The 25,563-nt window shown below is 47.4% G+C and carries 26 protein-coding genes; 11 read left to right on the top strand and 15 right to left on the bottom strand.

From position 1 onward, the window contains the following. Window positions 1-27: 27 nt before the first annotated feature. The 6 genes from G9409_RS05030 to G9409_RS05005 all read right to left on the bottom strand — a co-directional run bounded on the left by G9409_RS05030 (window position 28) and on the right by G9409_RS05005 (window position 6,717). On the bottom strand, window positions 28-1,581 hold the full coding sequence (locus tag G9409_RS05030; RefSeq protein ID WP_166807722.1) for a hypothetical protein: 1,554 nt from the start codon (window positions 1,579-1,581) through the stop codon (window positions 28-30). Window positions 1,582-1,600: 19 nt separating this feature from the next. Then, a complete protein-coding gene (locus G9409_RS05025; RefSeq protein ID WP_166807721.1) occupies window positions 1,601-3,052 on the bottom strand; it encodes a glycerophosphodiester phosphodiesterase in 1,452 nt (483 codons plus the stop codon). A 487-nt stretch (window positions 3,053-3,539) separates the two neighbouring features. Further along, on the bottom strand, window positions 3,540-4,478 hold the full coding sequence (locus G9409_RS05020) for a protein-glutamine glutaminase family protein (protein ID WP_166807720.1): 939 nt from the start codon (window positions 4,476-4,478) through the stop codon (window positions 3,540-3,542). Window positions 4,479-4,790: 312 nt separating this feature from the next. Beyond that, the gene (locus G9409_RS05015; protein WP_166807719.1) at window positions 4,791-5,366 is read right to left on the bottom strand and encodes a flavodoxin family protein; all 576 of its coding nucleotides are present in this window, start codon (window positions 5,364-5,366) and stop codon (window positions 4,791-4,793) included. Between the two features lie 40 nt (window positions 5,367-5,406). After that, window positions 5,407-5,676 carry a type II toxin-antitoxin system Phd/YefM family antitoxin gene (locus tag G9409_RS05010; protein WP_166807718.1) on the bottom strand — a complete coding sequence of 90 codons (270 nt, stop codon included), beginning with the start codon at window positions 5,674-5,676 and terminating at the stop codon, window positions 5,407-5,409. A gap of 318 nt (window positions 5,677-5,994) precedes the next feature. Continuing rightward, complete coding sequence (locus G9409_RS05005; RefSeq protein ID WP_166807717.1) at window positions 5,995-6,717, bottom strand: hypothetical protein; 723 nt, start codon at window positions 6,715-6,717, stop codon at window positions 5,995-5,997. Window positions 6,718-6,889: 172 nt separating this feature from the next. Between G9409_RS05005 and G9409_RS05000 the strand changes: the two genes are divergently transcribed. Both G9409_RS05000 and G9409_RS04995 read left to right on the top strand, forming a co-directional pair. Then, window positions 6,890-7,072 carry a hypothetical protein gene (locus G9409_RS05000; protein WP_006367239.1) on the top strand — a complete coding sequence of 61 codons (183 nt, stop codon included), beginning with the start codon at window positions 6,890-6,892 and terminating at the stop codon, window positions 7,070-7,072. Window positions 7,073-7,094: 22 nt separating this feature from the next. Continuing rightward, complete coding sequence (locus tag G9409_RS04995; RefSeq protein WP_166807716.1) at window positions 7,095-7,670, top strand: GIY-YIG nuclease family protein; 576 nt, start codon at window positions 7,095-7,097, stop codon at window positions 7,668-7,670. 12 nt (window positions 7,671-7,682) lie between these two features. Here the strand turns inward: G9409_RS04995 and G9409_RS04990 are convergent, their stop codons facing one another. Beyond that, entirely contained in the window at window positions 7,683-7,964 is a 282-nt protein-coding gene (locus tag G9409_RS04990; protein WP_166807715.1) for a hypothetical protein, read from the bottom strand. A 112-nt stretch (window positions 7,965-8,076) separates the two neighbouring features. After that, entirely contained in the window at window positions 8,077-9,222 is a 1,146-nt protein-coding gene (gene lpxB, locus G9409_RS04985) for a lipid-A-disaccharide synthase (RefSeq protein ID WP_166807714.1), read from the bottom strand. A gap of 166 nt (window positions 9,223-9,388) precedes the next feature. Here lpxB and G9409_RS04980 point away from each other — a divergent pair, with 166 nt between their 5' ends. From G9409_RS04980 to G9409_RS04960, 5 genes are all read left to right on the top strand, one after another. Then, the gene (locus G9409_RS04980; protein ID WP_166807713.1) at window positions 9,389-10,771 is read left to right on the top strand and encodes a phosphoglucomutase/phosphomannomutase family protein; all 1,383 of its coding nucleotides are present in this window, start codon (window positions 9,389-9,391) and stop codon (window positions 10,769-10,771) included. A gap of 176 nt (window positions 10,772-10,947) precedes the next feature. Beyond that, a complete protein-coding gene (locus tag G9409_RS04975) occupies window positions 10,948-11,556 on the top strand; it encodes an RNA polymerase sigma factor (RefSeq protein ID WP_407926791.1) in 609 nt (202 codons plus the stop codon). A 64-nt stretch (window positions 11,557-11,620) separates the two neighbouring features. Then, the gene (locus tag G9409_RS04970) at window positions 11,621-12,010 is read left to right on the top strand and encodes a hypothetical protein (protein ID WP_166807712.1); all 390 of its coding nucleotides are present in this window, start codon (window positions 11,621-11,623) and stop codon (window positions 12,008-12,010) included. An 85-nt stretch (window positions 12,011-12,095) separates the two neighbouring features. Further along, window positions 12,096-12,686, top strand: a complete 591-nt coding sequence (locus tag G9409_RS04965) for a Spy/CpxP family protein refolding chaperone (RefSeq protein WP_166807711.1) — start codon at window positions 12,096-12,098, stop codon at window positions 12,684-12,686. A gap of 69 nt (window positions 12,687-12,755) precedes the next feature. Then, window positions 12,756-13,301, top strand: coding sequence for a Spy/CpxP family protein refolding chaperone (locus G9409_RS04960; RefSeq protein ID WP_166807710.1), 546 nt, complete (start codon window positions 12,756-12,758; stop codon window positions 13,299-13,301). A 2-nt stretch (window positions 13,302-13,303) separates the two neighbouring features. Here G9409_RS04960 and G9409_RS04955 read toward each other — a convergent pair whose 3' ends face one another. Both G9409_RS04955 and G9409_RS04950 read right to left on the bottom strand, forming a co-directional pair. Further along, on the bottom strand, window positions 13,304-14,815 hold the full coding sequence (locus tag G9409_RS04955; protein ID WP_166807709.1) for a lipopolysaccharide biosynthesis protein: 1,512 nt from the start codon (window positions 14,813-14,815) through the stop codon (window positions 13,304-13,306). Window positions 14,816-14,837: 22 nt separating this feature from the next. Next, window positions 14,838-15,182 carry a hypothetical protein gene (locus tag G9409_RS04950; protein WP_166807708.1) on the bottom strand — a complete coding sequence of 115 codons (345 nt, stop codon included), beginning with the start codon at window positions 15,180-15,182 and terminating at the stop codon, window positions 14,838-14,840. A 123-nt stretch (window positions 15,183-15,305) separates the two neighbouring features. On the opposite strand from G9409_RS04950, the gene G9409_RS04945 reads away from it, so the two are divergent. Further along, window positions 15,306-16,286 (top strand): KpsF/GutQ family sugar-phosphate isomerase, encoded by a 981-nt coding sequence (locus G9409_RS04945; RefSeq protein WP_208019666.1) that lies wholly within the window; start codon window positions 15,306-15,308, stop codon window positions 16,284-16,286. Window positions 16,287-16,470: 184 nt separating this feature from the next. Here G9409_RS04945 and sucD read toward each other — a convergent pair whose 3' ends face one another. Continuing rightward, window positions 16,471-17,370 (bottom strand): succinate--CoA ligase subunit alpha, encoded by a 900-nt coding sequence (gene sucD / locus G9409_RS04940; protein WP_166807707.1) that lies wholly within the window; start codon window positions 17,368-17,370, stop codon window positions 16,471-16,473. A 49-nt stretch (window positions 17,371-17,419) separates the two neighbouring features. After that, the gene (gene gatA, locus G9409_RS04935) at window positions 17,420-18,844 is read right to left on the bottom strand and encodes an Asp-tRNA(Asn)/Glu-tRNA(Gln) amidotransferase subunit GatA (RefSeq protein ID WP_166807706.1); all 1,425 of its coding nucleotides are present in this window, start codon (window positions 18,842-18,844) and stop codon (window positions 17,420-17,422) included. Window positions 18,845-19,066: 222 nt separating this feature from the next. On the opposite strand from gatA, the gene G9409_RS04930 reads away from it, so the two are divergent. The 3 genes from G9409_RS04930 (at window position 19,067) to G9409_RS04920 (ending at window position 23,050) form a co-directional block, all read left to right on the top strand. Continuing rightward, a complete protein-coding gene (locus G9409_RS04930; RefSeq protein WP_006367386.1) occupies window positions 19,067-19,915 on the top strand; it encodes an isoprenyl transferase in 849 nt (282 codons plus the stop codon). A 23-nt stretch (window positions 19,916-19,938) separates the two neighbouring features. Further along, window positions 19,939-22,428, top strand: a complete 2,490-nt coding sequence (gene bamA / locus G9409_RS04925; RefSeq protein ID WP_166807705.1) for an outer membrane protein assembly factor BamA — start codon at window positions 19,939-19,941, stop codon at window positions 22,426-22,428. A 115-nt stretch (window positions 22,429-22,543) separates the two neighbouring features. Beyond that, a complete protein-coding gene (locus G9409_RS04920) occupies window positions 22,544-23,050 on the top strand; it encodes an outer membrane protein (RefSeq protein WP_166807704.1) in 507 nt (168 codons plus the stop codon). A gap of 67 nt (window positions 23,051-23,117) precedes the next feature. On the opposite strand, the gene G9409_RS04915 is transcribed toward G9409_RS04920, so the two are convergent. The 3 genes from G9409_RS04915 to G9409_RS04905 all read right to left on the bottom strand — a co-directional run bounded on the left by G9409_RS04915 (window position 23,118) and on the right by G9409_RS04905 (window position 25,546). Then, entirely contained in the window at window positions 23,118-23,711 is a 594-nt protein-coding gene (locus G9409_RS04915) for a bifunctional nuclease family protein (RefSeq protein WP_166807703.1), read from the bottom strand. 80 nt (window positions 23,712-23,791) lie between these two features. Continuing rightward, the gene (locus tag G9409_RS04910) at window positions 23,792-24,778 is read right to left on the bottom strand and encodes an electron transfer flavoprotein subunit alpha/FixB family protein (protein WP_166807702.1); all 987 of its coding nucleotides are present in this window, start codon (window positions 24,776-24,778) and stop codon (window positions 23,792-23,794) included. Between the two features lie 12 nt (window positions 24,779-24,790). Beyond that, window positions 24,791-25,546: an electron transfer flavoprotein subunit beta/FixA family protein gene (locus G9409_RS04905; protein ID WP_166807701.1), complete on the bottom strand. Its 756-nt coding sequence runs from the start codon at window positions 25,544-25,546 to the stop codon at window positions 24,791-24,793. Window positions 25,547-25,563 lie beyond the last annotated feature (17 nt).

Genomic DNA, 25,563 nt, shown 5'->3' with positions numbered 1-25,563 from the left:
GCCAACCTTGCGTCTGATATCCGCTCTTCAATGATCAATATTTCGAACCAAACTCAAAGCTTCTTCACGTAAATTTTTTAATGACGGAGATATACCGTTGACATTATAAGAACACCCTTCAGGAAAGCGGTATAATGCATTATCGCAGAACTGACAAGCACCAGCACTCCGAGCAAAATGCCCTCGCTCAGTGTCAACCACGAGATTACCAGCAATATATTCTTGGTACATACAGCGCGAAACCAATTCTATCGGATCGTAGTGATGTTCCATAAGCACTTGCCAAGCATCATCACCAATTTGCTCTTGTTTAGGAGCGGCAGGCCGATCAATAAAAACCAACATGCTGCTTTTGTCAAAGTTCTCTTTGGTAAATGGTTCTAACTGCTCAACCTGCTTAGGATATATCCTACAAAATGACATCCATTGTTCAGGCGAAAAACGACTCTGTTTTTCGAAATTTGTAGCATAAGAGAAGTGTGGCGCGATGACTATTCTTGCATCAATTACTCCGTTTTTAGTTTCTGTTTTCAGTCGATAGTTGCCCGTTACACAAGCATCCAGTATCTCGTATGTATCTGCATTAATATTGATTTCCGGAATTATTTGCACTTTGAATCTTTGCTGAAACATATTGAAGGCTCTCAGCCCAGCAAAAACGACCATAAGTGGCTGAGTTTGAAGTAATTGCTGCGCCAGCCAACCACGCTTATGCACACATTCATCAATAATACCTGTTTGCGCTTCAGCAGTAAACCAAGAGTCCCAACCAGGACTTGCGCATGCCACCATATCAGCTTGACATACATCCTCGCCTAATCTTAAATCCGAATCTTGCAATGCAATACCTGCCATCTCTTTAAACTGTTTCAGAATATCTCGGAAACGTTTATAATAGCCCACTTCTTCCTGAATCAACTCGGCAATCTCACTCTCAGGCAAATCAATCCTGGCTGCAATAACAGCGCCTTCCATAAAAAGCTGTTCTTTGTCAAAAAAAACTTCATACTCTCGACTCAGATTAAAACTTTGAGCAGGAAAATCATTGTACTTCAACTCTATCGTCAACTGCTCATCAAGTTTGGATCGACTTATGCTAATTATGCTACCTGATCTGACAGCTTTAACTTCACTACCCGGAACAATATGACTACGGATAAAATCGAGCGAAAAACGTTCCTGATAAAATGATCGCTTACGAAAGTAGTGCGCAAATTGTCCGACATCATCAAAGTATGGATAAGTCCATGCTGCGCCTAAAGTGCCAGGCCAATATGCAGTCAAATTCGGATTTATTCCAATAGTCATGATCGGAGCTTTGCGGCAACCGCTCATCAACTCTGGTAGTTGGTACCGACATCCATTACTGAGAACTTGATGAATTCTTGTTTCATCTTGATTGAGTTGTCCAGCGAAAAACGGTTCAATCCAATCGAATGAGGGAAATGGGCCATAATGTTGGTTAAACCATCGACAGGCATGGTTGGTATCATAAGTGCTTCTAAGAGCACGACAAGTCATCACTTCCCAAGCCAACTGAACTTCTACAGGCATACACGCTACAATTTGCTGATCACTCATGTTGTTACCTCTCAACTTTTTAGTGCTTGGGGTTTATCGGGATGTGCGGGGTTGGCCCGGAAACAACTACATCGTAAGGTGAACCAGAGGCGCAACGTGTCTGATAAACTGCCCCTGGTGGTCTCCGGATAAGCAGATTGGTATAATGAACATGAAGCCGTTGAAGCGGATCAGGTGCTCCCTGCTTAAGATAGTGTTTTGCTCCCAGGCGCAAATTGACTCGTTCATTCATGGATGCATTTTCAAGAGTGCCTACACCCACCCACTCCCCGTTATTTTCATCCTGATAGTAACCACTGAAAAAGCGCCCCCTCCGTTCTAGACGCAGGCGACCTCTCAGAGAAGCCCCGGAACCCACATCACCCAGATACCAGTTTCCGTACCATTCATATACACCTGCTTGAGATGTGTACTTCATAATGCGGAAGCCATCACCCTCTTCCCGCTCCATTGAGACAAATGGAGCGGCACCATGGGTATCAAATGCATGATTCTGCCAGTGCATTTCAGGATTTTGCCATACACCTTCATGATGATAATAAGCAGGAAAAACATCCTGATTGATCACTGCAAGTACCATCATATTTGCTATTGCGGGATTATCGTAGGTAAAGTCAACATCCACAACAAACTCTTTGTCGAGTGAAAACTGACTTACAACTCCAGCGCTAGCATAAGTTTTCCCTTCAATAACATCAATGTGCAAGCCATTGTCAGCATATGCTGAAGCACAAAAGACCTTTTCGTTATACTCTTCTATCCCAAGCATAGGACGCATGATATGATGACCGGAAGAGACGCCTGCAACCCAACGGCGAGTATCGATAATTTTGCCATTCCAATCTTCTTTCATAGAAGTTACCAAGCCACCATTGATCTCTCGGAATGCAGTCACATCAGAACTGATAATGAACTGATCAAGATTAATCTCTTTTTTTGCAATAACCTTTAATCTGCCATGCAGCATAGAGCGCAATAGTTTGACCTGATCATCACTTTCAACTAACAGAGTGGGCATCTGCCTTGAATAATTCGTAAACAGCCTTTCAATTGATTCAGCAATAGAATAACGCTGCTCAATAGTTTGTTCAGAACGTCCGGGTTTTAGCAAATAACCAACATTATCCTCCAGACGTAGCAACAGATCCTCAAGTGTAGTAGGGTGAATAAAACGGTGCAATGTCGGCGATTTTTGCCATGGATAATCTTTTCCAACAGAAAAAAAAGCACCCGTATCAGCCTGATATACAGATGCCCAATCGAGTGATTCGATATGACCCTGTATATCGGTTTGTTCAGCAAGGTTATCATGACGAAAAAGAACCAATACACCATCAGAAGTGCGCTGTATGGAAAGAAGCAAATGATCTGCGCCAGCAGTGTAAGCTGAGAGACAGGATTCTAAAGTATGATCTGGTAAATGGGCAGAATTTCCACCATCAGCGATTACTATTTTAGATTTATGTTCCATTTTATTGGCGCCTTTATTTGCTTAAACTAAAACTGAGCTTGATTCTCCTAATCTCAAGAGTTGTAAATGGCAAACGGATTTAAACCTTTATGTGACTAACTGCCTTAATAGTATCACTGTCAATAGACTCAAACCCGACTCGCATCGGTTTCGAGTCTGACAATGCGCGTTCAAGCTTGCCTAACATGTCGCGACAATCACTGTTCTTCTTCATGATCCGATAGAAACGGGCTGACTCCAGAAATGTGATTTCAACAAAGTCAGCATCATCGTTACACCGGATATTGGCCACTGTCATATCTCGGAAATAAAACTTTTTTTTCATTCCCTTCTATATTGCTGTTCATTGATATATCCCGGTCAAGCAAAGTTTACAGCATAATTACAAAATCTTCACAACAACAGAAGTGTCATGTCATGCATATAAAACGTGTGGCTCTTTCTCCTGCCGTGCGCCGATTTTTATACATGACATGAACTATAGCGCCTATGGACAAGTTTGTAAATTCTGATAAGCTATTAGAGTGGAATCAGTTGACACATAGTTATTATCCGTACCATATTGCGTGCCAGCATAATTAGCAGGCCAATATGCTGATCCCGGCTGAATGGAGTACATTGAGACCTTCGCGTTCGGCGCACAGGTTGTGTTTGCCTGTGCCGAGAGCCAGGTGCTTAGAGTTACAGGTTTGTCGAACATACCCGGATCTATAACCATGGCCTGGGTAAAGGTAAATTTCCCCAACTTGACAACTACGCGAATGAGTGGAGCAACGTGATACCACCAAGTCACGCAACAACCTCCCCACATAGACGCCTTTACAGCCAGTGTATCGTTACCACTATTTGCAAAACTAAAGACTTTTTCACAGCAGTAATGGTACTTGGTGGTAATTATCCAGCGCATTTTATGGGCTCGGGCATAACAACCATCCCGGACATACTGAAACGGGATACAAGGATTGACCGCGTACGGTCCGGGCAGATGGCACGATTGTTGAGCGCAGTAGTCGAATATCTCCTTTGCTTTCAGATAATTAGGAACAACCTTTGTACAGAGTTTAAAAACAGGGGGTTTAAGGTAATGATCAACAATATTAAAGGTAGAGTGATCGATTTTTGAAAGATCAATAGCCTTTGGTTTTTCCGGGTTCTCAAGCCTGAATATTTTCGATAAAAACTCTTTTACTTCAATATCGGATGGCGCAATAATTTTATTTATAAGATTATTGCGCGAATCAATTGCCACCTTTATCGGCCTGTTTTTGCCAAGCACTGCATTGATTTTCGCAATTGCCGACTCATCACCTTTGAGAGTTCTCCCGAGTTCGAATATTCGGGGGCTTTCGTTAAAAAGAAAGTCCTTGATTGTGCCATCCGAGGACTTGCGAACAGCGGCGACCGTAAAGAGATTCTCAGATGCCATATATTCTTCCTCCTGCTATTTGATTTAACGGGTTAAAAAACTTGGCCGAAAACTTTAATTCTTTTGCCTATAAGGGTAAGCTAACCGTTAACACAAATTGATATAGCCTTCAACTGTACTGATGCTGTATGTGTTCGTAATGAACTTCGCGTGAGGATTGCAGATGTTTTGGGCGTTGATGGCTTAACGGAGAGCTGGCCAAATAAACGAAACAACTACTTGCGATTATAGAAGTAATATACACTGCATATAAGCGTAAATCAAACGGGATATACAAAATTTACATCTATCAGGTAAGGTAAACGTGAGTTGTTATTTATGCAGTTTTTTCAGCAGCCAGGCCATGTTCTGCCCGAGAACCTGCATGGTGTGCAAACCATCCTTGTCTTCCGATACCTCCCCTTTGTCGAATCCGATACCGGTATTCCAGTAGCAGGAGCCCGGCACAACCATCTCCTCAATCAGGAAGAAATCCGTAATGGCATTATAAACATTGAGCGCTCCCTCACGACTGGACGACACAACAGCCGCGCCAACCTTTCGCCTGAACATGTTACCATTGGCACACCCGACAGCTCCGGCACGGTCAATCAGTGCCTTGATTTCTGTGGTAACGTTGGCAAAATAGGTAGGCGACCCGATGATGATGCCGTCTGACAGCACCATCTTTTCAATACAACTGTTGATAATATCGTCATCAATAACACACCGCTGATTTTTGCTCTTCCAGCACTCATTGCACGCCGTGCATCCCCGGACAAGTTCTCCGCCGATGCGGATAATCTCCGTTTCTATCCCTTCTTTCTGAAGCTCATCCAGCACACAACTGACGAGAATATGCGTATTACCCCCCTCCCGCGGACTGCCATTTATCGCGACTACTTTCATCTGTTGTCCATTTTTGATAACGCAACAGTTATTAGCCCTGTTACACCCAGGAACTCCGTTCTTGTGAAATTTGCTTGTCAATTTCTTCTTGTGAACGGGTACCGACAGGCTTGAAATCCATTATCCAGCGGACAGCATCCGCATTATGCTTTCCGGATGTTTTTTGAACCAAAGTCTGGTACTCAGACTCAAGCATAACTACTGCTGCCGGTTGATTGTGCTTCAGAATATGCACAGGCCCGAAAGCAAGCGCTTCCTCGATTGCAACAATGCCGCGACGCTTGAGTTCAACTGCACTGAGTGTATTCATGGTTATGTCATTTTCAGCTATTCCTTGTTCAGTAACGCAGAAATATACAGAGTTTCAAGTACTTTTTTGGCTTCGAGCTCTTAAATGACTTTTCCCTGCCTGCGCTTTATGACAGTCATAAAAAGCCACTTCGTTTTGTCAAAAAAACGTATTGCAGATTAACTCGTCAAGGTAAAAAGTTAACCGAAAGATCGGAGTCCACCGGCATTGTGCCCGATATAACAATGAAGTATCCTTCCACAGACATTCTCAAGATTACGGAACTATGAGCAAAACCCATCAGAAAAACACCGTTTTGTAATATCAGATCACTGGCTATCACCTGGAAATGTACGCAGCAACAAGGAATCCGATAGTGCCAAGAATAATCGCAAAAAGAGATGAAAGAGTAAGTGCCAACAATGGATGTAGTTTAATCACATCTGCTATTTGGTAATACAGACGCTTCTTGATTCCCTGTATTTCCTTTTTAACGGTGGCCAAGAACTCATTTGGCACTTGATCCCCGCTGGCAGCAACGCAACAAGACTCACAAAGTATAGGATTGTTAGATGAAAATATTATATCTGTTTTTATACCAGCCATATCAAAAACACACCCTTTGGTTTCGTGGTGTGCAAAACTGGCCAACTGCAACATTGAAGGAAGCACTCTTTTTCTGGTATACATCAAAGCGCATCCATATATCAATCTCAATACTGCATTCTCCAACGGAATATTGTATGAACGAAGAGAATCGGCTATTTCAAAGAATGACATGCACGCCACATTATTTGCAAGTCTCCTAAAATAATAGTTGTCTTGCAAGGGAACGTTAAGAATGTAAAACGTCATTTTTGCAGCTTCTATGACTGGGGCCTTTGCTAAAAGCACTCTATCAGAGTACCCCCAACTTGGTAGATCAGAATCACCATTAAGTGTTATTGTATCTATCCGCCCTTCATGAATCTCCCATAGATCTGACTTCCATCTCAGGATCCTGTCTGTATCTAAATCAGGAGCTTTGTGGCCAAGAATACGCAAACAAATCGTCAGTTTCATATTGTGTCCATAAACCGTAATTTAGCTTTCAACTCCCTCAATTTCATTATTTCACAATAAAATAACAAGAAATATACGTCCGCATATCAGAAGGGACAGTACTCTGCCCCGCATCGCTTCTTTTCGTTATATTGCCCGATAAGGCATCATTCACCAATAAACCGATCCACCCATGGCCATGACCGTCGAGATCAAAAACGGCAAGCTCTGCATAGAGATTGACCTTGAAAAGCCCACACCCTCTTCGTCAGGCAAAACACTTGTGGTTGCAAGCACTCGCGGCAATGCTGTCACCGAGGTGATGGTTGATGGAAAGCCGGTGACCATAGGCCTGAACGCCTACATCAAAAAATAAATCCCTTATTGATAGAACTTACATGAGCACCGTTTTTTCCAATCCCCAGCGTCTCTTTTCAAGAGCGGAGGTACTCTCCAATCCAAGCCCTGTCGCAAAAACACATGGCGTCTACGCACTCTTTTTCAAGGAGATTCCTCCGGGTGTGCCCGTAGATGGATGCCTGACTCACGAAGGGCTGACCCTGCTCTATATCGGAAGTTCTCCCGACAAGAAAGGGGAGAAATATGCAACGCAGACTATTCAGCAACGGGTTCGCTACCACTTCAACGGTAACGCCGACGGTTCCACACTGCGCCGTTCTCTCGGCATCCTGCTCGCAAAAAAGAGCGGATTCCCGCTCAGAATGGTTGGCAACGGCAAAAAGATGACACTCACCAAAAAGGGCGAGGAGTGGCTGGACCGGTGGATGGAGGAGAACACCTTTGCTGCCTGGGTGGAAAATGACAAACCATGGGATCTTGAGCATCAGCTCTTTCATGCCATCCCGCTACCGCTGAACATCCAGGGTAACAAGCATCATCCCTTTGCGGCAGAGCTTACCCGATTACGGGCAGAGGCAGTGACAAACGCAAAATATGCGCCGGTAGCCGAGTAGGAAGAAGCGCGGTTACCCTTTCTTCGGAAACTTCAGCAGCTCAAACAGAAAGCCGAACATGCCGGTGATGCCGTGCAATGCGTTGCTGAACCATTGTCCAAGGTGCTGAAAAGCCTCAAGCGTATGCCCTCCGGTAAGCTGGAGATATGCAGCATAGAGCACCAGAATGGCGGCGACGACAATAAAGAGTCGCATGATCCTTCTCAGAAAGGAGAAGACGATGATGATCGAAATAATGACGGCAATAACAAATATAACCGGGTGTGCGACGAGATAGGCAACTGCTTTTTCCATTCCTGATCAAACATTTATATGGACACAACCTTACCGTTTTATTTATCAGCCCTGTAGGGGCGAAATATCGGTAGCGCAGGGTGCAAACCCTGGGTTGATGGATGCGTTTCATTCATTGTAAATAATCCTGCAAGATAGCCGCAATCTTGTGCGACGGCGATGCTCCGGCAAGCCGGTCACGGGCGGCAAGCAACTCGTGACGCATCGAGGCGGCAAGCTCCGGACTGTCGAGAATCATCCCTGCCTGACGGGAGATCTCCGGACCGTTAGCTTCATGCTGGATAAGCTCCGGCACCGCTCTTTCGCTGCTCAGAAGCCCTTTGGCCACAATATTGGCAAGTGAGATGTTTTTCAGCTTGACCAGCCTTCGGCCGATCATGTAGTTTAGCGCTCCGGTCCTGTAAACCACCACCATCGGGCAGCCGAAACAGAGTGTTTCAAGGGTCGCGGTGCCTGAGGTAACAAGAGCCACGTCACTGTACTGCATCACTTCATAGGCGGCGCAGTTGACAACCGTAAGATCGCTGTACTCCTTCATGATACTGTAGGCTGCGGCATCAAGATGCGGTGCACGGCCGAGCAGAAAAACGACCCGGTATTTCCGGTTAAGCAAACGGGCGGCTTCGAGCAGTTCGGGCAGAATGAGGGAAAGCTCCTGCTTGCGGCTCCCGGGGAGAAGGCCTACCAACCTCGTGCCGGGCTGGATCCCATGGCTCCCGGTAAACAAATCCTTTGAAGGAAGCGAAAGTTCAGCCAGCTCTTCAATAACCGGATGGCCGACAAACTCCGCATTGATCTGGTGACGGCGGAAAAAATCCACTTCGAAATCAAAAATAACGAGCAGCCGGTCGATGTAGCGGCGGATCGCCTTGACCCGCCCCTCTTTCCAGGCCCATACCTGCGGAGAGACGTAGTAGATGACCGGTATACCAAGTTCATGAAAAAAGCGCGCCATGACAAGGTTCATACCCGGATAATCGACAAGAAATGCAGCTCGGGGTTTTTCGCGGCGTACCGCCTCCTTGAGGTCACGAAAAACCCTCCGGAGAAAGAGCGAATGCTTGAGCACATCGACAAAACCCATGATGCTCATCTGTGCTGTATCGTAGAGCAGCTCGGCGCCGAGAGTGCGAAGTTTCTCGCCGCCGATGCCAAAAACCCGGATGTCAGGTTCAGCCTTCAGCAGTTCGCTGATGACTCCGGCAGCATGCAGATCTCCGGATACCTCTCCGGCCAGGACAAAAAGCTTGATGGGCATCAATAACAATAGCTAAAAACAATATTCTGAATCCGTTACAGGCTTTTCCGATTAATCGCGACACCTATAATTGGATCAACCGCAAAGAAACCGTATTTTGCGCTTTATTTTTATTGCAACTCCCGCCGGAGTTTTCATTCCCATTATATCAAAATCAATAAATAGAATGCAAGTTAAATTCGGAACTGATGGATGGCGCGCAATTATAGCCAAGGATTATACATTTGATAACCTTAAACTTGCAGCACTTGCCTCTGCACGCTACTTTCTCAGGCATCCAAACCGGGCAAAAGGAGTATGTGTCGGCTACGATACCCGCTTCATGTCAAAAGAGTTTGCTGCATATACCGCCGAGGTCTTCTCGTCACAGGGACTGAAGGTCTACCTCTCCGACAGTTTTGCCTCCACTCCGGCTGTCTCTCTCTATACAAGAGAAAAACAGCTTGCCGGAGGAATTGTGATCACCGCTTCACACAATCCTGCAATCTATAACGGGTTCAAGGTAAAGGCCTCCTACGGCGGCCCGGCCCACCCGGAAGTCATTACGGAAATCGAAAGCTACCTCCCGCTCGTGGACCCGGCAACAGAGATCAAGGCTGATAACAAGCTGATCGAACTGGTTGATATGAAAGGGTTTTATGTGAGCTATCTGAAAAGCCGCATTGACCTGCCGCTCATCCGTGAATCAAGACTGAAAATTGCCCATAATGCCATGTTCGGTGCAGGGCAGGATCTCATCAAGAACCTCTTCGACGAGTCGATGGTCAACTGCTACCACTGTAGCCTTAACCCCGGCTTTGGTGGCATCAACCCTGAACCTATGCCGCAGTATATCGAAGAGTTCATTGAGTTCTTCAAGGAGGTTGAGACTGATGTAGCGATTATCAATGACGGTGATGCAGACCGGATCGGTATGCTCGACGAAAACGGAGAATTTGTTGATTCCCATAAACTCTTTGCCATAATTCTGAAAGATCTGGTCGAGGAGAAGCACCAGCTGGGTGAAGTGGCAAAATCCTTTGCACTGAGTGATATCATCGACAAGATCTGCCGCAAAAACAATCTCATCCTTCACGAGTTGCCTGTGGGCTTCAAGCATGTCAGCAAACTGATGACCACCAATGATATCCTTATCGGCGGCGAAGAGTCGGGCGGCATAGGCATCACCTCGTTTCTTCCGGAACGCGACGGTGTCTATACCGGGTTGCTGGTTCTCGAGATGATGACCCGCAAGGGAAAAACCCTTTCGGAGCTGGTGCAGGAGCTCTACGATGAGTATGGATTTTTCTGCTTCAGTCGCCACGACCTGCATGTCAGCGAAGAGAAAAAGCAGGCAATAATTGCAAGGGCATCTGCCGGAGATCTTGAAACCATTGCCGGTTACAAGGTGCTGAAATTCAACGATCTTGATGGCTATAAATATCACTTTGAGGGAGGATGGATGATGATCCGCCCATCAGGCACCGAGCCGATTCTGCGTCTCTACTGCGAAGCGGACTCCCGGGAGAAGGTAGAGAAGGTGCTTGCCTTTGCGGCAAAACTGGCCTGAACCAGCTCCGACATCCAACATAACACCCAGGGCCCTGAACTATCGGGGCCTTGGCTTTACATGCGAAAGTCGAGTCTGCATTTTTTTTCAACTATCCGCGCATGAATTCAGGGCACTCAACGTCCAACATGCAACAGGTTCTTGAAACCAGATAGCAGATCAGGTTCAATGCAGTGATGAATGATAGAGCAGATGCGACAATTGCCGCAAAGGCAGAAACAAGGTCATTTCAGAAATCGGGTATGACGTCAAAAGAAGAGCTTTTCAGAAGCCTTGTTGCCGAACATCAGGAGATGGTGATCAATACCTGCTACCGGTTTGTCTTTAACCGTGAAGATGCCGAAGATCTGGCCCAGGATGTCTTTGTAGAGGTGTTCCGTTCCCTTGAACAGTTCCGGGAAGAGTCAAAACTCTCAACCTGGATATACCGGATCGCCGTAACCAAATCACTCGACCACCTGCGCAGAATAAAAAGAGTCAAGCGGTTCGGCACCTTGAAAAGAATGATCGGCGTTGAGGACCCTTCGGCAGAACTTCCTGCTCCATTCAGTGAAAATCCTGCCGAAGCACTGGGTGAAAGCGAACGGGCAACAATACTACAGGATGCACTCAACCGGCTGCCCGACAGCCAGAAAGCGGCCTTTCTGCTCAGCAAGCAGGATGGATTCAGCAATCAGGAGATTGCCGATATCCTTAAAACGTCGGTATCCGCCGTAGAGTCACTGATTCACAGGGCAAAAAAAAACCTGCACGACAGGCTCTATAGCTATTATCAAAACCATTGATTTTTTTGGAGGATCGCACAAGGTTTTCAGAAACCTGTCGTCGAACTCAATGAAACAGGAATGAATGATGAAACAGCAGAACGAAAACATAGAGAGAGAGGTCGGAAAAACCCTGCAGCTGCTTGATGAGCTGAAACCGCTTGAGGTGCATCATCTTTTCAGAGTGCGGCTTATGCAGAGGGTTGAGGGTGAGTTCGGCGAGGGATCGAAAAAAGGGAGCCCTGGTTTCAGTCGCTACTTTGATGTCAGGCTTGCCTTGATGGCGCTGCTTCTTGTCATCAATCTCAGTACTGCGCTGCTCTCACTCAAAAGTAATACGACACAGTTCGGTGCGGGAATCAGCGAACTGCTTGACAATATGGGTGATGACTATACAACCCAGGAATTTGCCTACTACGACCAGACAGCAACGCAATCAGCTGATACAGGAACGGATAATAACCCGGCACAATAACGTGCTCCGGCGTGTTGGCTGAAAGAACGATTTTTACACGTCACTGATGAATATGAAACCTTCTAATAAGACAAATAGAGAAACGATGAAAAAGAGCATGATGATGATAATGGCCGCCGGGCTTCTCGGATTCAGTACAGCTTCGGCAGCACCTGCAACAGATTCAAGCCGTCCTTCGGATGCCGATACAGCCTCTTTTCGGGGTACGATGTGCAATCCTCCGGTTAACGGACAAAACGGGGGACAGAATCAATGGCAGCAAAATGGCTACTGTCCAGGACCGAATGGGCAGATGCAGCGGATGAGAAAACCGGGGGCAAGAGGAATGCACTTCGGAGCACGAGCCTGTCAGCAGCAGCTCAAGCTTGATGATCGCCAGAGCGAGCAGATGGCAAAGCTCCAGAAAAAACATTTCGAGCTTATGGCTGCCGAACGCCGGGAGCTGACAACACTGAATCGGGAGCTTCGCACAGAGTCACTCAAAAGCAGCCCTGACAGAAAAGTAATTCAGCGTCTCTCGGAACAAATTGGCAGAAAGCATGCAGAGCTCGCACGCCTTAAAAGCCGCCATATCTCAGAAGTTGGTTCAATACTGAGCCCGTCACAGCGCATTGAAATGCAGAAGATGACCGAGAGTCGTCCGATGCGCGGCAATTGCGGCACGAAGTGCCTGTAAGCAGACCGGCTCCTGATTTTCCCCCGGGAATGTAACGTCAATTCCCGGGCAACCTGATTTGATGATACCATGAATTTTCTTACTTCAAAGAGAGTTGTCACAACACTGGTCGTTTTTCTTGTGCTGCTCAATATCGCCCTGTTGGGATTTCTCTGGCGGCAGAACAGCTGCACCTTGCAACCAGCCGGCACCGGAACCCGCCAATTCCATCGTCAGAATCCCTTTACTCTGCCGCTTGGTCTGAGTGAATCGCAAACCGTCAGTTTCCAGCAGCTCCGCCAGAAACATTTCCGTAACGTACAGCCGGATATGGAGGCGATCGGCGTGCTGAAAAAACAACTGGTGGAAGAGGCTCTGAATGATAAGCCTGACAGTGGAAAGATCTCGACTCTGGCCGCCAAAATCGGTTCGCACCAGGCTTCCATAGAGAGAGAGCTTGCCCTTCATTTTCATGAGCTGGCCAAAATATGCAAGCCGGAACAGCGGGATTCACTTAAAAAAGTACTTGATCGTATCGCCACAAGAAGATTCTCCGGCAGTAGAGAACGAGGGGGCTTCAACCACCCGACAGGTCAGGGGCGGTTTCATCCCGAAGGTCAGGGCGGCCCGAGATAACGCTACCTCCCGAATTTCCCCCTCACCCGGATGGCAACAAGTGCGGCCTCTTCACGAAAGAGCAGCACGGCACAGACAAGATAGAGAAGGAGCAGTCCGGCGTTAAACACAATTGCCGAACCTGCCAGAGGTACAGCGGATGGAAACATGCTCTGAAACCAGGCCAGGGCAACGCCCGCAGCAAGAAAGAGGCCCAGCTTGAGCCAGTCATGGCTGACAGGAAAGAGCCTCAGTGAGTACCATGCCATGACAAGGCACATCGTTAATGTACCGGCAACAATAGCATAGGCGGCTCCATCCATACCGCCGAGAGGAATGAGCCACCAGCAGCAAAGGGCGGTCACCGCAGCCCCTGAAAAGGTTACAACAGGCAGATAACGGGTATTGCCGGTAATAAGCAGACCTGCAGAGAGATTGGTGGAGACCATATCAAACACATAGCTTAAAAATATCCAGGGCAGAACCGAAAGACCTATCCAGTATCGGGGAGGAAGGAGATAAAAGCTTCCCCCGTAGTGATAGCGCACAAGGTCGGGAACAAACAAAGATGCGGCAAGCGCCAGAAACATGGTAAAAAGGGTAGAGATACTCAGGATATGCCGGAAAAGCTGTTTGGCATCAGGATCCTTCGAATGCTGAAGGAAAAAGGGCTGCCAGGCAAAACGGAACACCTGGATAAAGAGCTGAAGCACCACGCCGAATGCTGCAATTCGTCCATAGATACCTACAATATCCGAAGCCTCGAAACCTTTGCCATATATCCTTTCAATTTCCGCTGGTGATATCCTGATCAGAATGTTCCGGTCAATGAGGTGTATCAGAAGTCCGGCAATCCCGGTCGGAACATAGGGAAGACCGATACGCAGCATTTCACGCAACTGCAGAGTTGAGAAAAAGAGCCTGAACTGCTGAAAAACGGGCACGACAAAAATCAGACTGACTAAAGAACCGAATGCCTCTGCAATAAAAACACCGTGCAGCCCGGCATTGAACTGAAGAATAAGCAGAAGAGCACTGATGACAACGGCAATAACCCCGCCGACTCTTGCCATGGCAAATTGCAGCGCCTTTCTTTTGAGACGAAGTTCAGCAAAGGGTATGACCAGAAGGGTATCAAGCCATAAAATCAGTGCCGCATAGCGGATAAATGGAAAGTCAGAAGCCGACAGGCCTATCAATCGGGAAAGTTCGGGGGCAAAAAGTGCTATCAGCAGGGCAAAAAGGGTCGAGGTAAGAAAAAGAGAGATAAACGCTGTTGAAAAAAGCCGGGTTTCATCACTCTCCCTGTTGGCAGAATCAGAGGCAACCTTGAGATATGAGGTCTCAAGCCCATAGGAGAAGAGAACATTGGCGAGCGCTATGTTGGCATAGACAATGGTCTGTATACCATTATCGAATGTCGTCAGCTTGTTTGCGTAAAGGGGAACCAGAAGATAATTGAGACTGCGGGCGAGAATGGAACTCACACCGTAGATAACCGTGTCCTTGAAAAGAAGTTTCAGCTTTGAAAACATGCAGTAAACAGATCAGAACACCTTAAACCGTATCATGAGTTGTGTCGGACGCACCATTGCCATTACTGGCCGCCTTGCGCAACCGGAGTGCCTCCTCGTCAATCTGAAACCTGCCATCTTTTTGAATGACTGGTATTTTTGAAATCACATCCCTGAGGTGGCGCTGAGCCTCCTGCTGATGCTGTTTGAGTTTTTCAAGTTCATCCCCGTAGAGACCGACCGGATTATCCTTGTCAATCAGCGTATCGCGCAGTGACTCTATATGCAGATTCTGCTCCCTTTTCATATACCCGACAAACCTGGTAAAGAGAAAAGCAAAGACGGCAAATAATATCCAGGATAAAAACATCAGAACAACCCAACTCATACACAAAAAGCTTTATGATTAGCAAAGCAACTCATAATTGTTCAATTTAGCCGATATTACAGTTTATAAAAACAGAAACCGATCATCTTTTCGTCATTTGAAGCTACAATTTTTCTGGCAACTATGAGCGAAACTTTAGCGAACCTGCATATAACAGAAACCGGCAAATCAATACTCATTCAGGAAGCACGGGCAATTCAGATGATAGCAGAGCGCCTTGACAGCCGATTTTCAGGTGCTGTTGAGCTGCTTGCATCGTGCAGCGGAAAAATCATCATCTCCGGTATGGGCAAATCCGGCATAATCGGCCAGAAAATTGCTGCAACCATGGCATCCACCGGATCGACCGCTCTTTTTCTTCACCCGGCAGATGCAGCTCACGGTGACCTGGGGATTGTCAGTCGTGGTGACGCTGTCATCTGCCTTTCAAAAAGCGGCACTACCGATGAGCTGAACTTTATCGTGCCCGCTCTGAAAGAGATAGGGGTATCAATCATTGCCATGACCGGTAACCCGCGTTCATTTCTTGCACAGAATGCCGATATCATGCTCGACACGGGTATCGAAAAGGAGGCCTGCCCATACGATCTTGCTCCGACCACGTCAACCACAGCCATGCTTGCCATGGGAGACGCGCTGGCCATTGCCCTCATGCAACGGAAAAATTTCACCCAGCGGGATTTTGCACTGACCCATCCCAAAGGATCACTCGGACGCCGTCTGACCGTAAAGGTTTCAAGCGTCATGGCCAAAGAGAGTGCTGTCCCCGTTGTACATGAAGAGGCTTCTGTGACCGAACTTATCCTTGAAATGACCTCAAAACGGTATGGTGTAAGCGCGGTTGTTAATGAAGAGGGGCGACTCACCGGCATATTTACCGACGGTGACCTTCGTCGCCTGGTTCAGAATGGCACAGAGTTTCTCAGCCGCACCGCCGGTTCGGTCATGACACCGAATCCGAAAACCGTTACAACGACAACCCTTGCCAAGGAGTGCCTTGATATCCTTGAAACCTACAGGATAACTCAGCTTATGGTGTGTGACAGTGAACATCGGCCGGTCGGGCTTGTGCACATTCACGACCTGATTACACTGGGGCTGTGAGGGGATATTAGGGGAAGAGTATTGAAGAGCAGGACAAATGGGACGTATAGAAGAAAGAAGAAGTTTTTAACAAGGATCTTTTGTCCGCAAACAAAAAAGACGCCGGTAATCAAGTTATTATCTTGTCCACCGGCGTCCACTTTTGTCCATACTTTCTTCGTCCACTCAGTCCACTTTGATTCTCTTAGCGACCAAGAGCCTTGAGCATGGCTTCACCGAGATCTGCCGGGCTGTCAACAACATGAATGCCTGCGGCTTCCATCGCTTTTATCTTGTCTTCAGCCGTTCCTTTTCCACCTGAAACAATTGCTCCGGCATGCCCCATCCTGCGGCCGGGAGGCGCAGTACGACCGGCAATAAATCCTACAACCGGCTTTTTGAAATGTTTGCTGATATACTCTGCAGCCTCCTCCTCGGCACTTCCGCCAATTTCACCGATCATGACAAGACCTTCTGTCTCCGCATCATTGGCAAAAAGTTTAATGGCGTCAATAAACCGGGTGCCGATAATCGGATCACCACCGATACCGATACAGGTGGACTGACCGAGACCAACCTGGCTGAGCTGATGCACCGCTTCATAGGTCAGGGTGCCGCTGCGGGAAACAACTCCGATAGTCCCTTTTTTATGGATAAAGCCAGGCATAATACCGATCTTGGCTTCACCGGGAGTAATCACACCGGGACAGTTTGGCCCGACAAGCACAGCACCTTTTTTCTGAACAAAAGCATAGGCTTTCATCATATCATTGACCGGAATACCCTCGGTAATGCAGATGATCACTTTAAGGCCCGCATCAGCAGCCTCCATGATGGCATCGGCAGCAAATGCTGCAGGCACAAAGATAACGGTCGCATTGGCTTCCGCCTTTTCTACCGCATCACGCACGGTGTTAAATACCGGCACCGGTCGGCAAAACTTGTCCTTTTCATTACCGTGATAGAGAACGCCGCCTTTTCCAGGAGTAACTCCGGCAACCACATTGGTTCCATATTCGAGAATCTGGGAGGTATGAAAGGTACCTTCTCCACCGGTAATTCCCTGCACAAGCAGGCGTGTATCCTTGTTAACTAAAACACTCATAGAGCCACTGATTAGTATTGATGGTTATAAAATACGCCCTAAGAAATTATCAGGAAGCCTGCATATGTCTGGCTATACCAAGCAGTTTCCCCTCCTCGAAAAAGTTACAGATAAGGTGCAGACCGACAGGAAGGTTGAGGCTGTCGAATCCGACAGGTACACTGACAGCCGGCATACCGACAATACTGGCCGGAACAGTAAAGACATCAGCCAGATACATTTCAAGCGGATCTCCGGTTTTGTCACCGATACCAAAGGGCGGAAATGGAGAGGTCGGTCCGGCAATGACATCAACCTTATCAAGCGCTTCACGATACCTGTCCTGAAAAACTCTTCGTACCTGCTGGGCCTTTTTGTAGTAGGTATCATAGTAACCGGCTGAAAGCACATAGGTTCCAAGCATGATCCTGCGTTTGACCTCCCTGCCGAAAGCTTCCGTTCTGGAGTTCACATACATAGCCGCAAGATCTTCCGCACTGCCTGAACGATAGCCATACCGTGCTCCGTCAAAACGGGCAAGATTGGATGAAGCCTCCGCCGTGACAAGAATGTAGTATGCCGCGATTGCATAATCACTTTCAGGAAGGGTTATATCAACAAGCTCCGCGCCCTTGCCACGGAGCTCATGAAGCTTGCCCTTTACAAGGCGGGCAACATCAGGATTCAGGCTTTCGTGAAAGAACTCCGAAGGAACACCGATCCTGAGACCTTCAACAGAGACCGCCGCCATGTCAGAGCGATAGTCGGGCACCGCATGCAGTGAAGAGGTGGCATCATGGTCATCCTTTCCGGCCATGACCTCAAGCACCAGAGCCGCATCATCACAGTTCATGGCAAGAACCCCTATCTGATCAAAAGAGGAGGCAAATGCCACCAGACCATAACGGGAAATACGTCCATAAGTCGGTTTCAAGCCGACAATATTACAGAAACCGGCCGGCTGGCGGACAGAGCCCCCGGTATCGGAACCAAGAGCCACCATTGCCAGACCATTGGCCACTGCCGCAGCCGATCCTCCCGAACTGCCGCCGGGCACCCGTGTTTTATCAAAAGGATTGGGAACATTTCCGAATGCCGAATTTTCATTCGAACTGCCCATGGCAAACTCATCCATATTGGTTTTGCCAAGAAAAACAGCATCTGCCTCTTCAAGGCGCAGGACGGCTGTTGCATCGTAGACACTTTCGTAATTCTCAAGAATTTTTGATGCACAGGTGAGTCCGGCTCCTTTTATAGCTATATTGTCCTTTATAGCTATCGGCATGCCGAACAGTTTTCCGGGGTTACCCCCTTCCACCAGTTTCCTGTCAAGGGCTTTTGCCCGGTCAAGTGCCTGCTGGTGGAAAACAGTTATATAGATATTGTCAGCGTGATGCTGATCAATACGGTCCAGATAGAGACGAACGACCTCCTCACAGCTTATTGCCCGGGAGAGAAGTCTTGAACGTAGATCCTCGTAACCACTTAATTGCACGTCAGTTATAAATTATTTTATGATAAGATTTTGCCGTGTCGATTGCTGCTCACTTTAACTATGAAAATGAGGATCTCACTACAGGAGCTGTGTTCTGTCTAAAGTTTGTATAATAAGAAATAACTGCATATTATTCACTCAATTTAAGGTGTTTTCGTCTTCTGAAAACATCAGCAGCTTAGGTTCTCATAGTCCCTTAAGCTATAAGGAGTAAAGAGCGTTATGGCTATAATCAAGACAATGTCTCAATCATCATCATTCAAGCCCCACTGGTTTTCAACTGACAGTGACACCTCTGACAAACGGCTGCAAGCCGAACTTAAATCATCCTGCCAGCTCCCCTGTCATATTGCCATAATTATGGATGGAAACGGCCGATGGGCCCGTTTAAAGGGGAAAACAAGACTTGAGGGTCATATTGCCGGTGTGGATTCTGTCAGGGATGTAGTTGAGGCCGCCTCCCAGCTTGGCATCAAATACCTTACCCTTTTCACGTTTTCTACAGAGAACTGGAACCGGCCCGAAAAGGAGATTTCAGCCCTGATGCAGCTTCTTGTCAGAGTTATTGGCCGCGAGACCAAAAAACTGCATGACAACAACATCCGGCTCAATGTTATCGGAAACATAGCGCGTCTTCCTGAAAAAGTGAGAGCTGTGTTGCAAAACACCATGGAACTCACCAAAAACAATAACAAACTTGTACTGAATATAGCGCTCAGCTACAGCGGGAAATGGGATATAGTCCAGGCCTGCCGCTCCATGTTTTTTGAAATACAGGCAGGAAATATTGATCCGGATGCTATTGACGAGCAGCTCCTCTCATCCTACCTCTCTACGGCATCAATGCCCGACCCCGAACTGCTGATCAGAACCAGCGGTGAGTTCAGGATAAGCAACTTTATGCTCTGGCAGAACGCCTATTCGGAAATATATTTCACCAATGCCTACTGGCCCGACTTTCGTCGGTCGCAGCTTTATGACGCCATACTGGAATATCAGAACAGGGAACGCCGATTCGGACAGACAAGTGAACAGATTCAGAAAAAAAATATAGCTTCAACCAAGCACTAAAAGGATTGATACCTACGTACTTCATGAAAAAAACGCAACCACTGATAACGTTAGTTCTGACGGCCCTTGCATTAAATTTTACTGTTAATACTGTTGAGGCAAAAACACGCACAAAGGTTACTGAACCGGCTAAAGCCATTGAAGCAAAACAGAATTCGTTCACAGTAGCAAAAATATCTTTTGTCGGACTGGAGACACTGAGTGAACAGGAGTTAACTGCAAGCCTTCCGGTCAAGGTCAATGACCGGATCACCATACCCGGAACGGAACTCTCCGGAGCAATGCAGTACCTCTGGCAGCTCCAGCGCTTCAGCGATATCAGTGTTGAAAAAAACGATCTCGGCCAGGGCAGGATCTCCCTCAAATTTACGGTACATGAACTGCGGATTCTTGATAAGGTAACCTTTGAGGGAAACAGAAAGTACAAAAGTGATGAACTGCTTACCAAAACCGCTCTTGTAGCGGGTCAGAAAATCAGCGAGCAGGATCTGCTGACTGCGGCAAATAAGATCGAAAAGCTCTATGCCACAAAGGGCTATCTGACCGCCGGTGCAGAGTTTACTTTGAAGGATAATGGCAAAAATCATGTGGCCGCCCACTTTACAATAAGTGAGGGGTCAAAGGTAGCTATAGAAAAAATAACCTTTCATGGCAACACAGCTTTCAGCCAGAATAAACTGAAAGGGGTGTTCAAGGAGACTTCCCAGAACTCCTGGTGGCGTAAAATCTTCGGCGCACCAAAGCTTGACAAGGATAAATTCAGCGATGACAAGAACCTTCTCGAAGAGTTTTATCGCAACAACGGCTATCGTGATGTAAGAATTCTACGTGATTCGCTCAGCTACACCGCTGATAAAAAAGGGGTATTTCTTGACATTTTTCTTGAAGAGGGCCGCAAATACTCTATCCGCAACATTACATGGAGTGGAAACACCAAGGATTTTGCCACCACAGCAATACTCAACAACAACTTCAGGATCAAAAAGGGTGATGTCTACAATGCCAGAATGATTCAGGAACGGCTGAATTATTCTCAGGATAACAGTGATATCAGTTCACTCTATCTGGATCGCGGCTATCTGGCATTCAATGCAAAACTTGACGAAAAGGTTGTAAAACCCGACTCCGTAGATCTGGCGATCTCGTTACGGGAGGGGGAGCAGTTCCAGCTGAATACCGTCAACATTAAAGGCAACAGCAAAACGAAGGACCATGTGATCCGCCGTGAGCTCTACACGATACCGGGAGATATGTTCAGCCGCAGTAATGTGGTGCGCAGTATCCGGGAGCTCAACATGCTCAACTACTTTGAGCCGGACCGGATATCACCGGACGTTCAGCAGAACCCGGAAAACAACACGGTTGATTTGACCTACAATGTAACGGAAAAGCAGACCGACACCTTCAACGCTTCGGTAGGATACGGGAACACCGGCTTCACCGGCGCACTTGGTGTCACCTTCAATAACTTCTCCCTGAAGGATATCTTCAACCCGCAAGCCTACAACCCCCTGCCGCACGGTGACGGGCAGAAGCTCGGACTGCAATGGCAGTTTGGCAGCTACAATTATAACACGCTAAGCCTCTCATTTTCTGAACCATGGGCATTCGGCGGCCCCACAAACGTAGGGTTTTCAGCCTTCAAAACCCATAGTGCATACGATTATACCGATGACAGCGTCGACAACCCGACGGTCATTGACCAGTTGGGTACAACACTCTCTGTCGGAAGACGACTGACCTGGCCTGACGACTATTTCTCCATCAACTGGAAGCTGAAATATCTGAACAGCAAAGGGGGATTTCTCAGTTTTATCGATCTGCCTGCAGATGCCCCGACAGAAGCCAATGAGTATTCCATAACGCAGACTTTTGGCCGCAACAGTATCGACAGCCCGATCTATCCCCGAAAGGGAAGTAAAAATATCTTCACGGCGCAGCTCGCCGGAGGCCCGCTTCCGGGTTCGGTTGATTTCTATAAATTATCGGTGAACTCCAGCTGGTTCTTCCCGATCTCAAAAAAACTGGTGCTGAACCTCTCCTCTCAGCACGGCTACCTCTCAACATTCAGTGACAGTGACTATATCCCCTATACTGAATATTTCTATATGGGAGGCAGCGGTATGTCCAACCTTCCTACCATCCCGCTCAGGGGATATGACGACCGGAGTCTTGGTTCCCCTCTCGGCAGCACCAGCTCCAGTTCCACCCTCTATGCCGGAAAGATTTATTCCAAATTCTCTTCGGAAGTGCGTTACCCTATTACCATGTCGCAATCGGTAAGTATCTATGGCCTTGCATTTGTTGAGGCGGGTAACCTATGGCGTTCCAAAGGGGAAGTGAATTTTTCAGATCTGAAAAAATCTGCCGGACTTGGCCTGCGACTCTACCTGCCGGTTATCGGGCAGATAGGTCTTGATTACGGTTACGGATTTGATGCCGTTAAAAGCATTCCGGCAAAGACAAAACAGGGATGGGGCCTCCTCTTCAGCTTCGGCACGGCAAATGAATGAAATTAACTATGATCATATTTCTGTAATTTGTAAATTAAAGTGAACTATATATATTTAAGCTATGTTCTATAGTATGATACGGTACGGAAATTTAACCAAATACACAGGAGAGAAGATGAAGAAAACTTATTCACTGCTTATCGCAGCTTTGGGATTTACTCTTTCGGCTGCACCTGCTCTGGCTGCTGACAGGTATGTAAGCATTTTCGGTGGCGCTTCGAAAATTAACAGCGGCTTATTGGACACCGGTCTGGCAGCAACAGCTGCTCTTGGATGTGACTACGGAAGCAACCGGGTTGAGGCTGAAGTAGGCTATCAGAGTAACGGCTATAAAGCCAACACAGACGATGTGAAAGTTGCTACACTCATGGGCAATGGCTACTTTGATTTCGACCTTGGCGGTGTTGATCTCTATGCAACCGGTGGACTTGGTGTGGCTGAAGCTTCAACTGCTTTTGTGGGTAGCAGCAATACCAACCTTGCATACCAGTTTGGTGCCGGCCTTGCCGCTCCCATCGGTGACAAGGTAAAGCTTGATGCACGGTATCGCTACTTTACAACCGTTGACAATCCGGCACTTTCAAGCAACAGTATTCTGCTTGGACTTCGGGTAAGCTTCTGATCTGAACAGATGAACTTGAAAAAGGAGGCTTCGAGCCTCCTTTTTTTTTCAAAAAAAACATACCATCTCAAGAGCTGCTTTTCAGGCGCGACAGTTCATCACGAAGTCTTGCCGCCTCTTCATAGTTCTCATTGCTGATCGCTTCATTAAGCGCATTCTGAAGTTCATCAAGCCGTGCATCCAGACTTGACGATACCAGCGGCATCTCCTCTTCGGCTTCAGCCGGAATCTCCTCTTCTCCCTCCTCCTTCTGCTCCTCTCTTATACCGGCCTCATTCATAATCTCTTCGGTAACAAAAAGGGGGGCATTGAACCTCACCGCAATAGCAATGGCATCACTCGGGCGGGCGTCGATTTCATGCACTTCACCATTTACCTCACAGACAACCTTGGCATAAAAGGTTTCATTATGCAGCTCATCAATAATGATTTCATTGACGTGCAGATGAAATGCATCGGCTATATTTTTGAAAAGATCGTGAGTAAAGGGACGCGGGGGTTTTATGTTTTCAAGTTTCAATGCAATGGCCTGTGCTTCAAACCCGCCAATAATAATTGGAAGCTTGCGCTTTCCCTCCAACTCATAAAGAATGAGGGCATATGCTCCATTGGTATGGGGACTGGTAGAAAGTCCGAGAATATCTACCTGAAGTTTACGCATCGGCTTACAAAAGATATTTTACGTTATACCCGCAAATGAAAAGCGTATCCGGGTATTTATTAACCATAAGGTACAGTTAATCATTTCTTCTTCAAAAATTCCTTTAGCGCTTCGATCAGTTTTGGAAGCACAAGATGCACATCACCCACAATACCAAAATCTGCAACCTGAAAAACAGGCGCATCATGATCACTGTTGATGGCCACCACTATTGCCGATGATGCAACTCCTGCCAGATGCTGGGGAGCACCGGAGACTCCACAGGCAAAATAGAGTTGCGGCGCAACCGTTTTGCCGGTCTGACCTATCTGCTCAGCATGGGGTCGCCACCCTTCATCAACAGCAAATCGGCTGGCGCCGACTGCTCCGCCAAGAAGAGCTGCAAGCTCTTCAAGCAGGGCAAAGCCCGCGCTGCTCCCCATTCCTCTGCCTCCGGCAACAATTATACCGGCTTCGGCAATATCAAGGCTGTTCTGGCGAAGAACAATCCTGCGAACTTCAGCAAGAAGGTTATCGCTGCTTTGTTGATGCAGCTCTATCGGCAGCACCTGAATTGTGCCGTCGGCAGAAGAGCGGGTGACCATTCCCCGGGAAGGCGAAAGATTATAGATGGTGATATTTCGCTGCGGTAAGAACGAAGCTGTGGCCAGACCCGAATAAACCGGACGGAAAGAACCGTCAGGATGCCCCTGCCGGTTGAAAAGGAGATCTCCCGAGAGCAGTGAAGCCTTAAGCAAGACTGAAAGTCGAGGTGCCAGATCCCTGCTTAGAGATGAATCGGCAAAAAAGAGTGCGGAAATACTCTCCTGCTTGATCAGCGAGGTAACAAGACGGGTATAGAATTCCTGCCGGTACGGGCGGAGCAACTCTTCATTTGCATGATAAACGACCCCGTCTCCGGCAAGGAGATCGCCAATCGGCTGCCTGTCCACCGGGCCGGCAATAAGACCGGTCACCATTGCACCCGCAGATAAAGCCGCGATCTCCTGAACCCTGTTCCATGCATCAATAGAGGATTTTTTCAGAACCCCCTCCCTTTGCTCCAGAAACACCAGAAATCTTGTCATTGTAACGGTTTATTAATCAGCCGAAAAAAGAGAACATTCATTGGAGAGGAGCAGTACCAGCTCTTTTTCATCCTCTGCAAATCGGCATACTTTTTTTCGTTCAAGAGCTTTAAAGTCACTCACGAGAACCAGAGGAGCCCCGTCAACCGACACGGCTAAAAGATCTATCGGCTTTTTCCTGGCCTCCATGACGGCCTTGACCGTTGTTTTCCGGGGCTGATTCAACCCTTTTTCGGCACTGATCACGACCGGATAGTGAAGCTCAATCTGCTCAACACCACCCTCAATCTCCCGCTCAAGATGCAGATGCTCACCCGAAACATTCAGAGAGGTAACGCCGCTTACCGATGCTATACCCAGCAATGCTCCGAGCATTGAAGGAACCTCTGCACTCTGAAAGTCGGTAGAGCTTTTTCCGCAAAAAACAAGGTCGGGTAAAATCCCTTCATAAAATTCCATCAGCGCACTCTTCAGTTGCAGGGCTGTAAAATAGGGATCAGAGGGTTCAGCTGCACTCACGAGAACTGCCCGGTCGGCTCCCAGTGCAAGCGCTTTTCGCAGCATATCTTTAGCCGACAAAGGAGCAACAGTGAAGACGGTTACCAAACTCCCCGCAATACGCTCTTTAAGGCACACCGCTTCCTCAAGGGCATACTCATCGTATGGATTCATAACCTCGTTGATTCTCGAACGGTCTAATGCTCCGTCAGCAAAACCGATAACCGACGCACTATCAGGCACCTGACAGAGACATACAGCAATATTCATGATGGGTTCCCTTGATT

It is taken from the genome of Candidatus Chlorobium masyuteum (genome assembly GCF_011601315.1).
Classification (GTDB): domain Bacteria; phylum Bacteroidota; class Chlorobiia; order Chlorobiales; family Chlorobiaceae; genus Chlorobium; species Chlorobium masyuteum.
The sequence above is the reverse complement of the archived record's forward strand: the minus strand, read 5'-3'. Positions and strand labels throughout refer to the sequence as shown.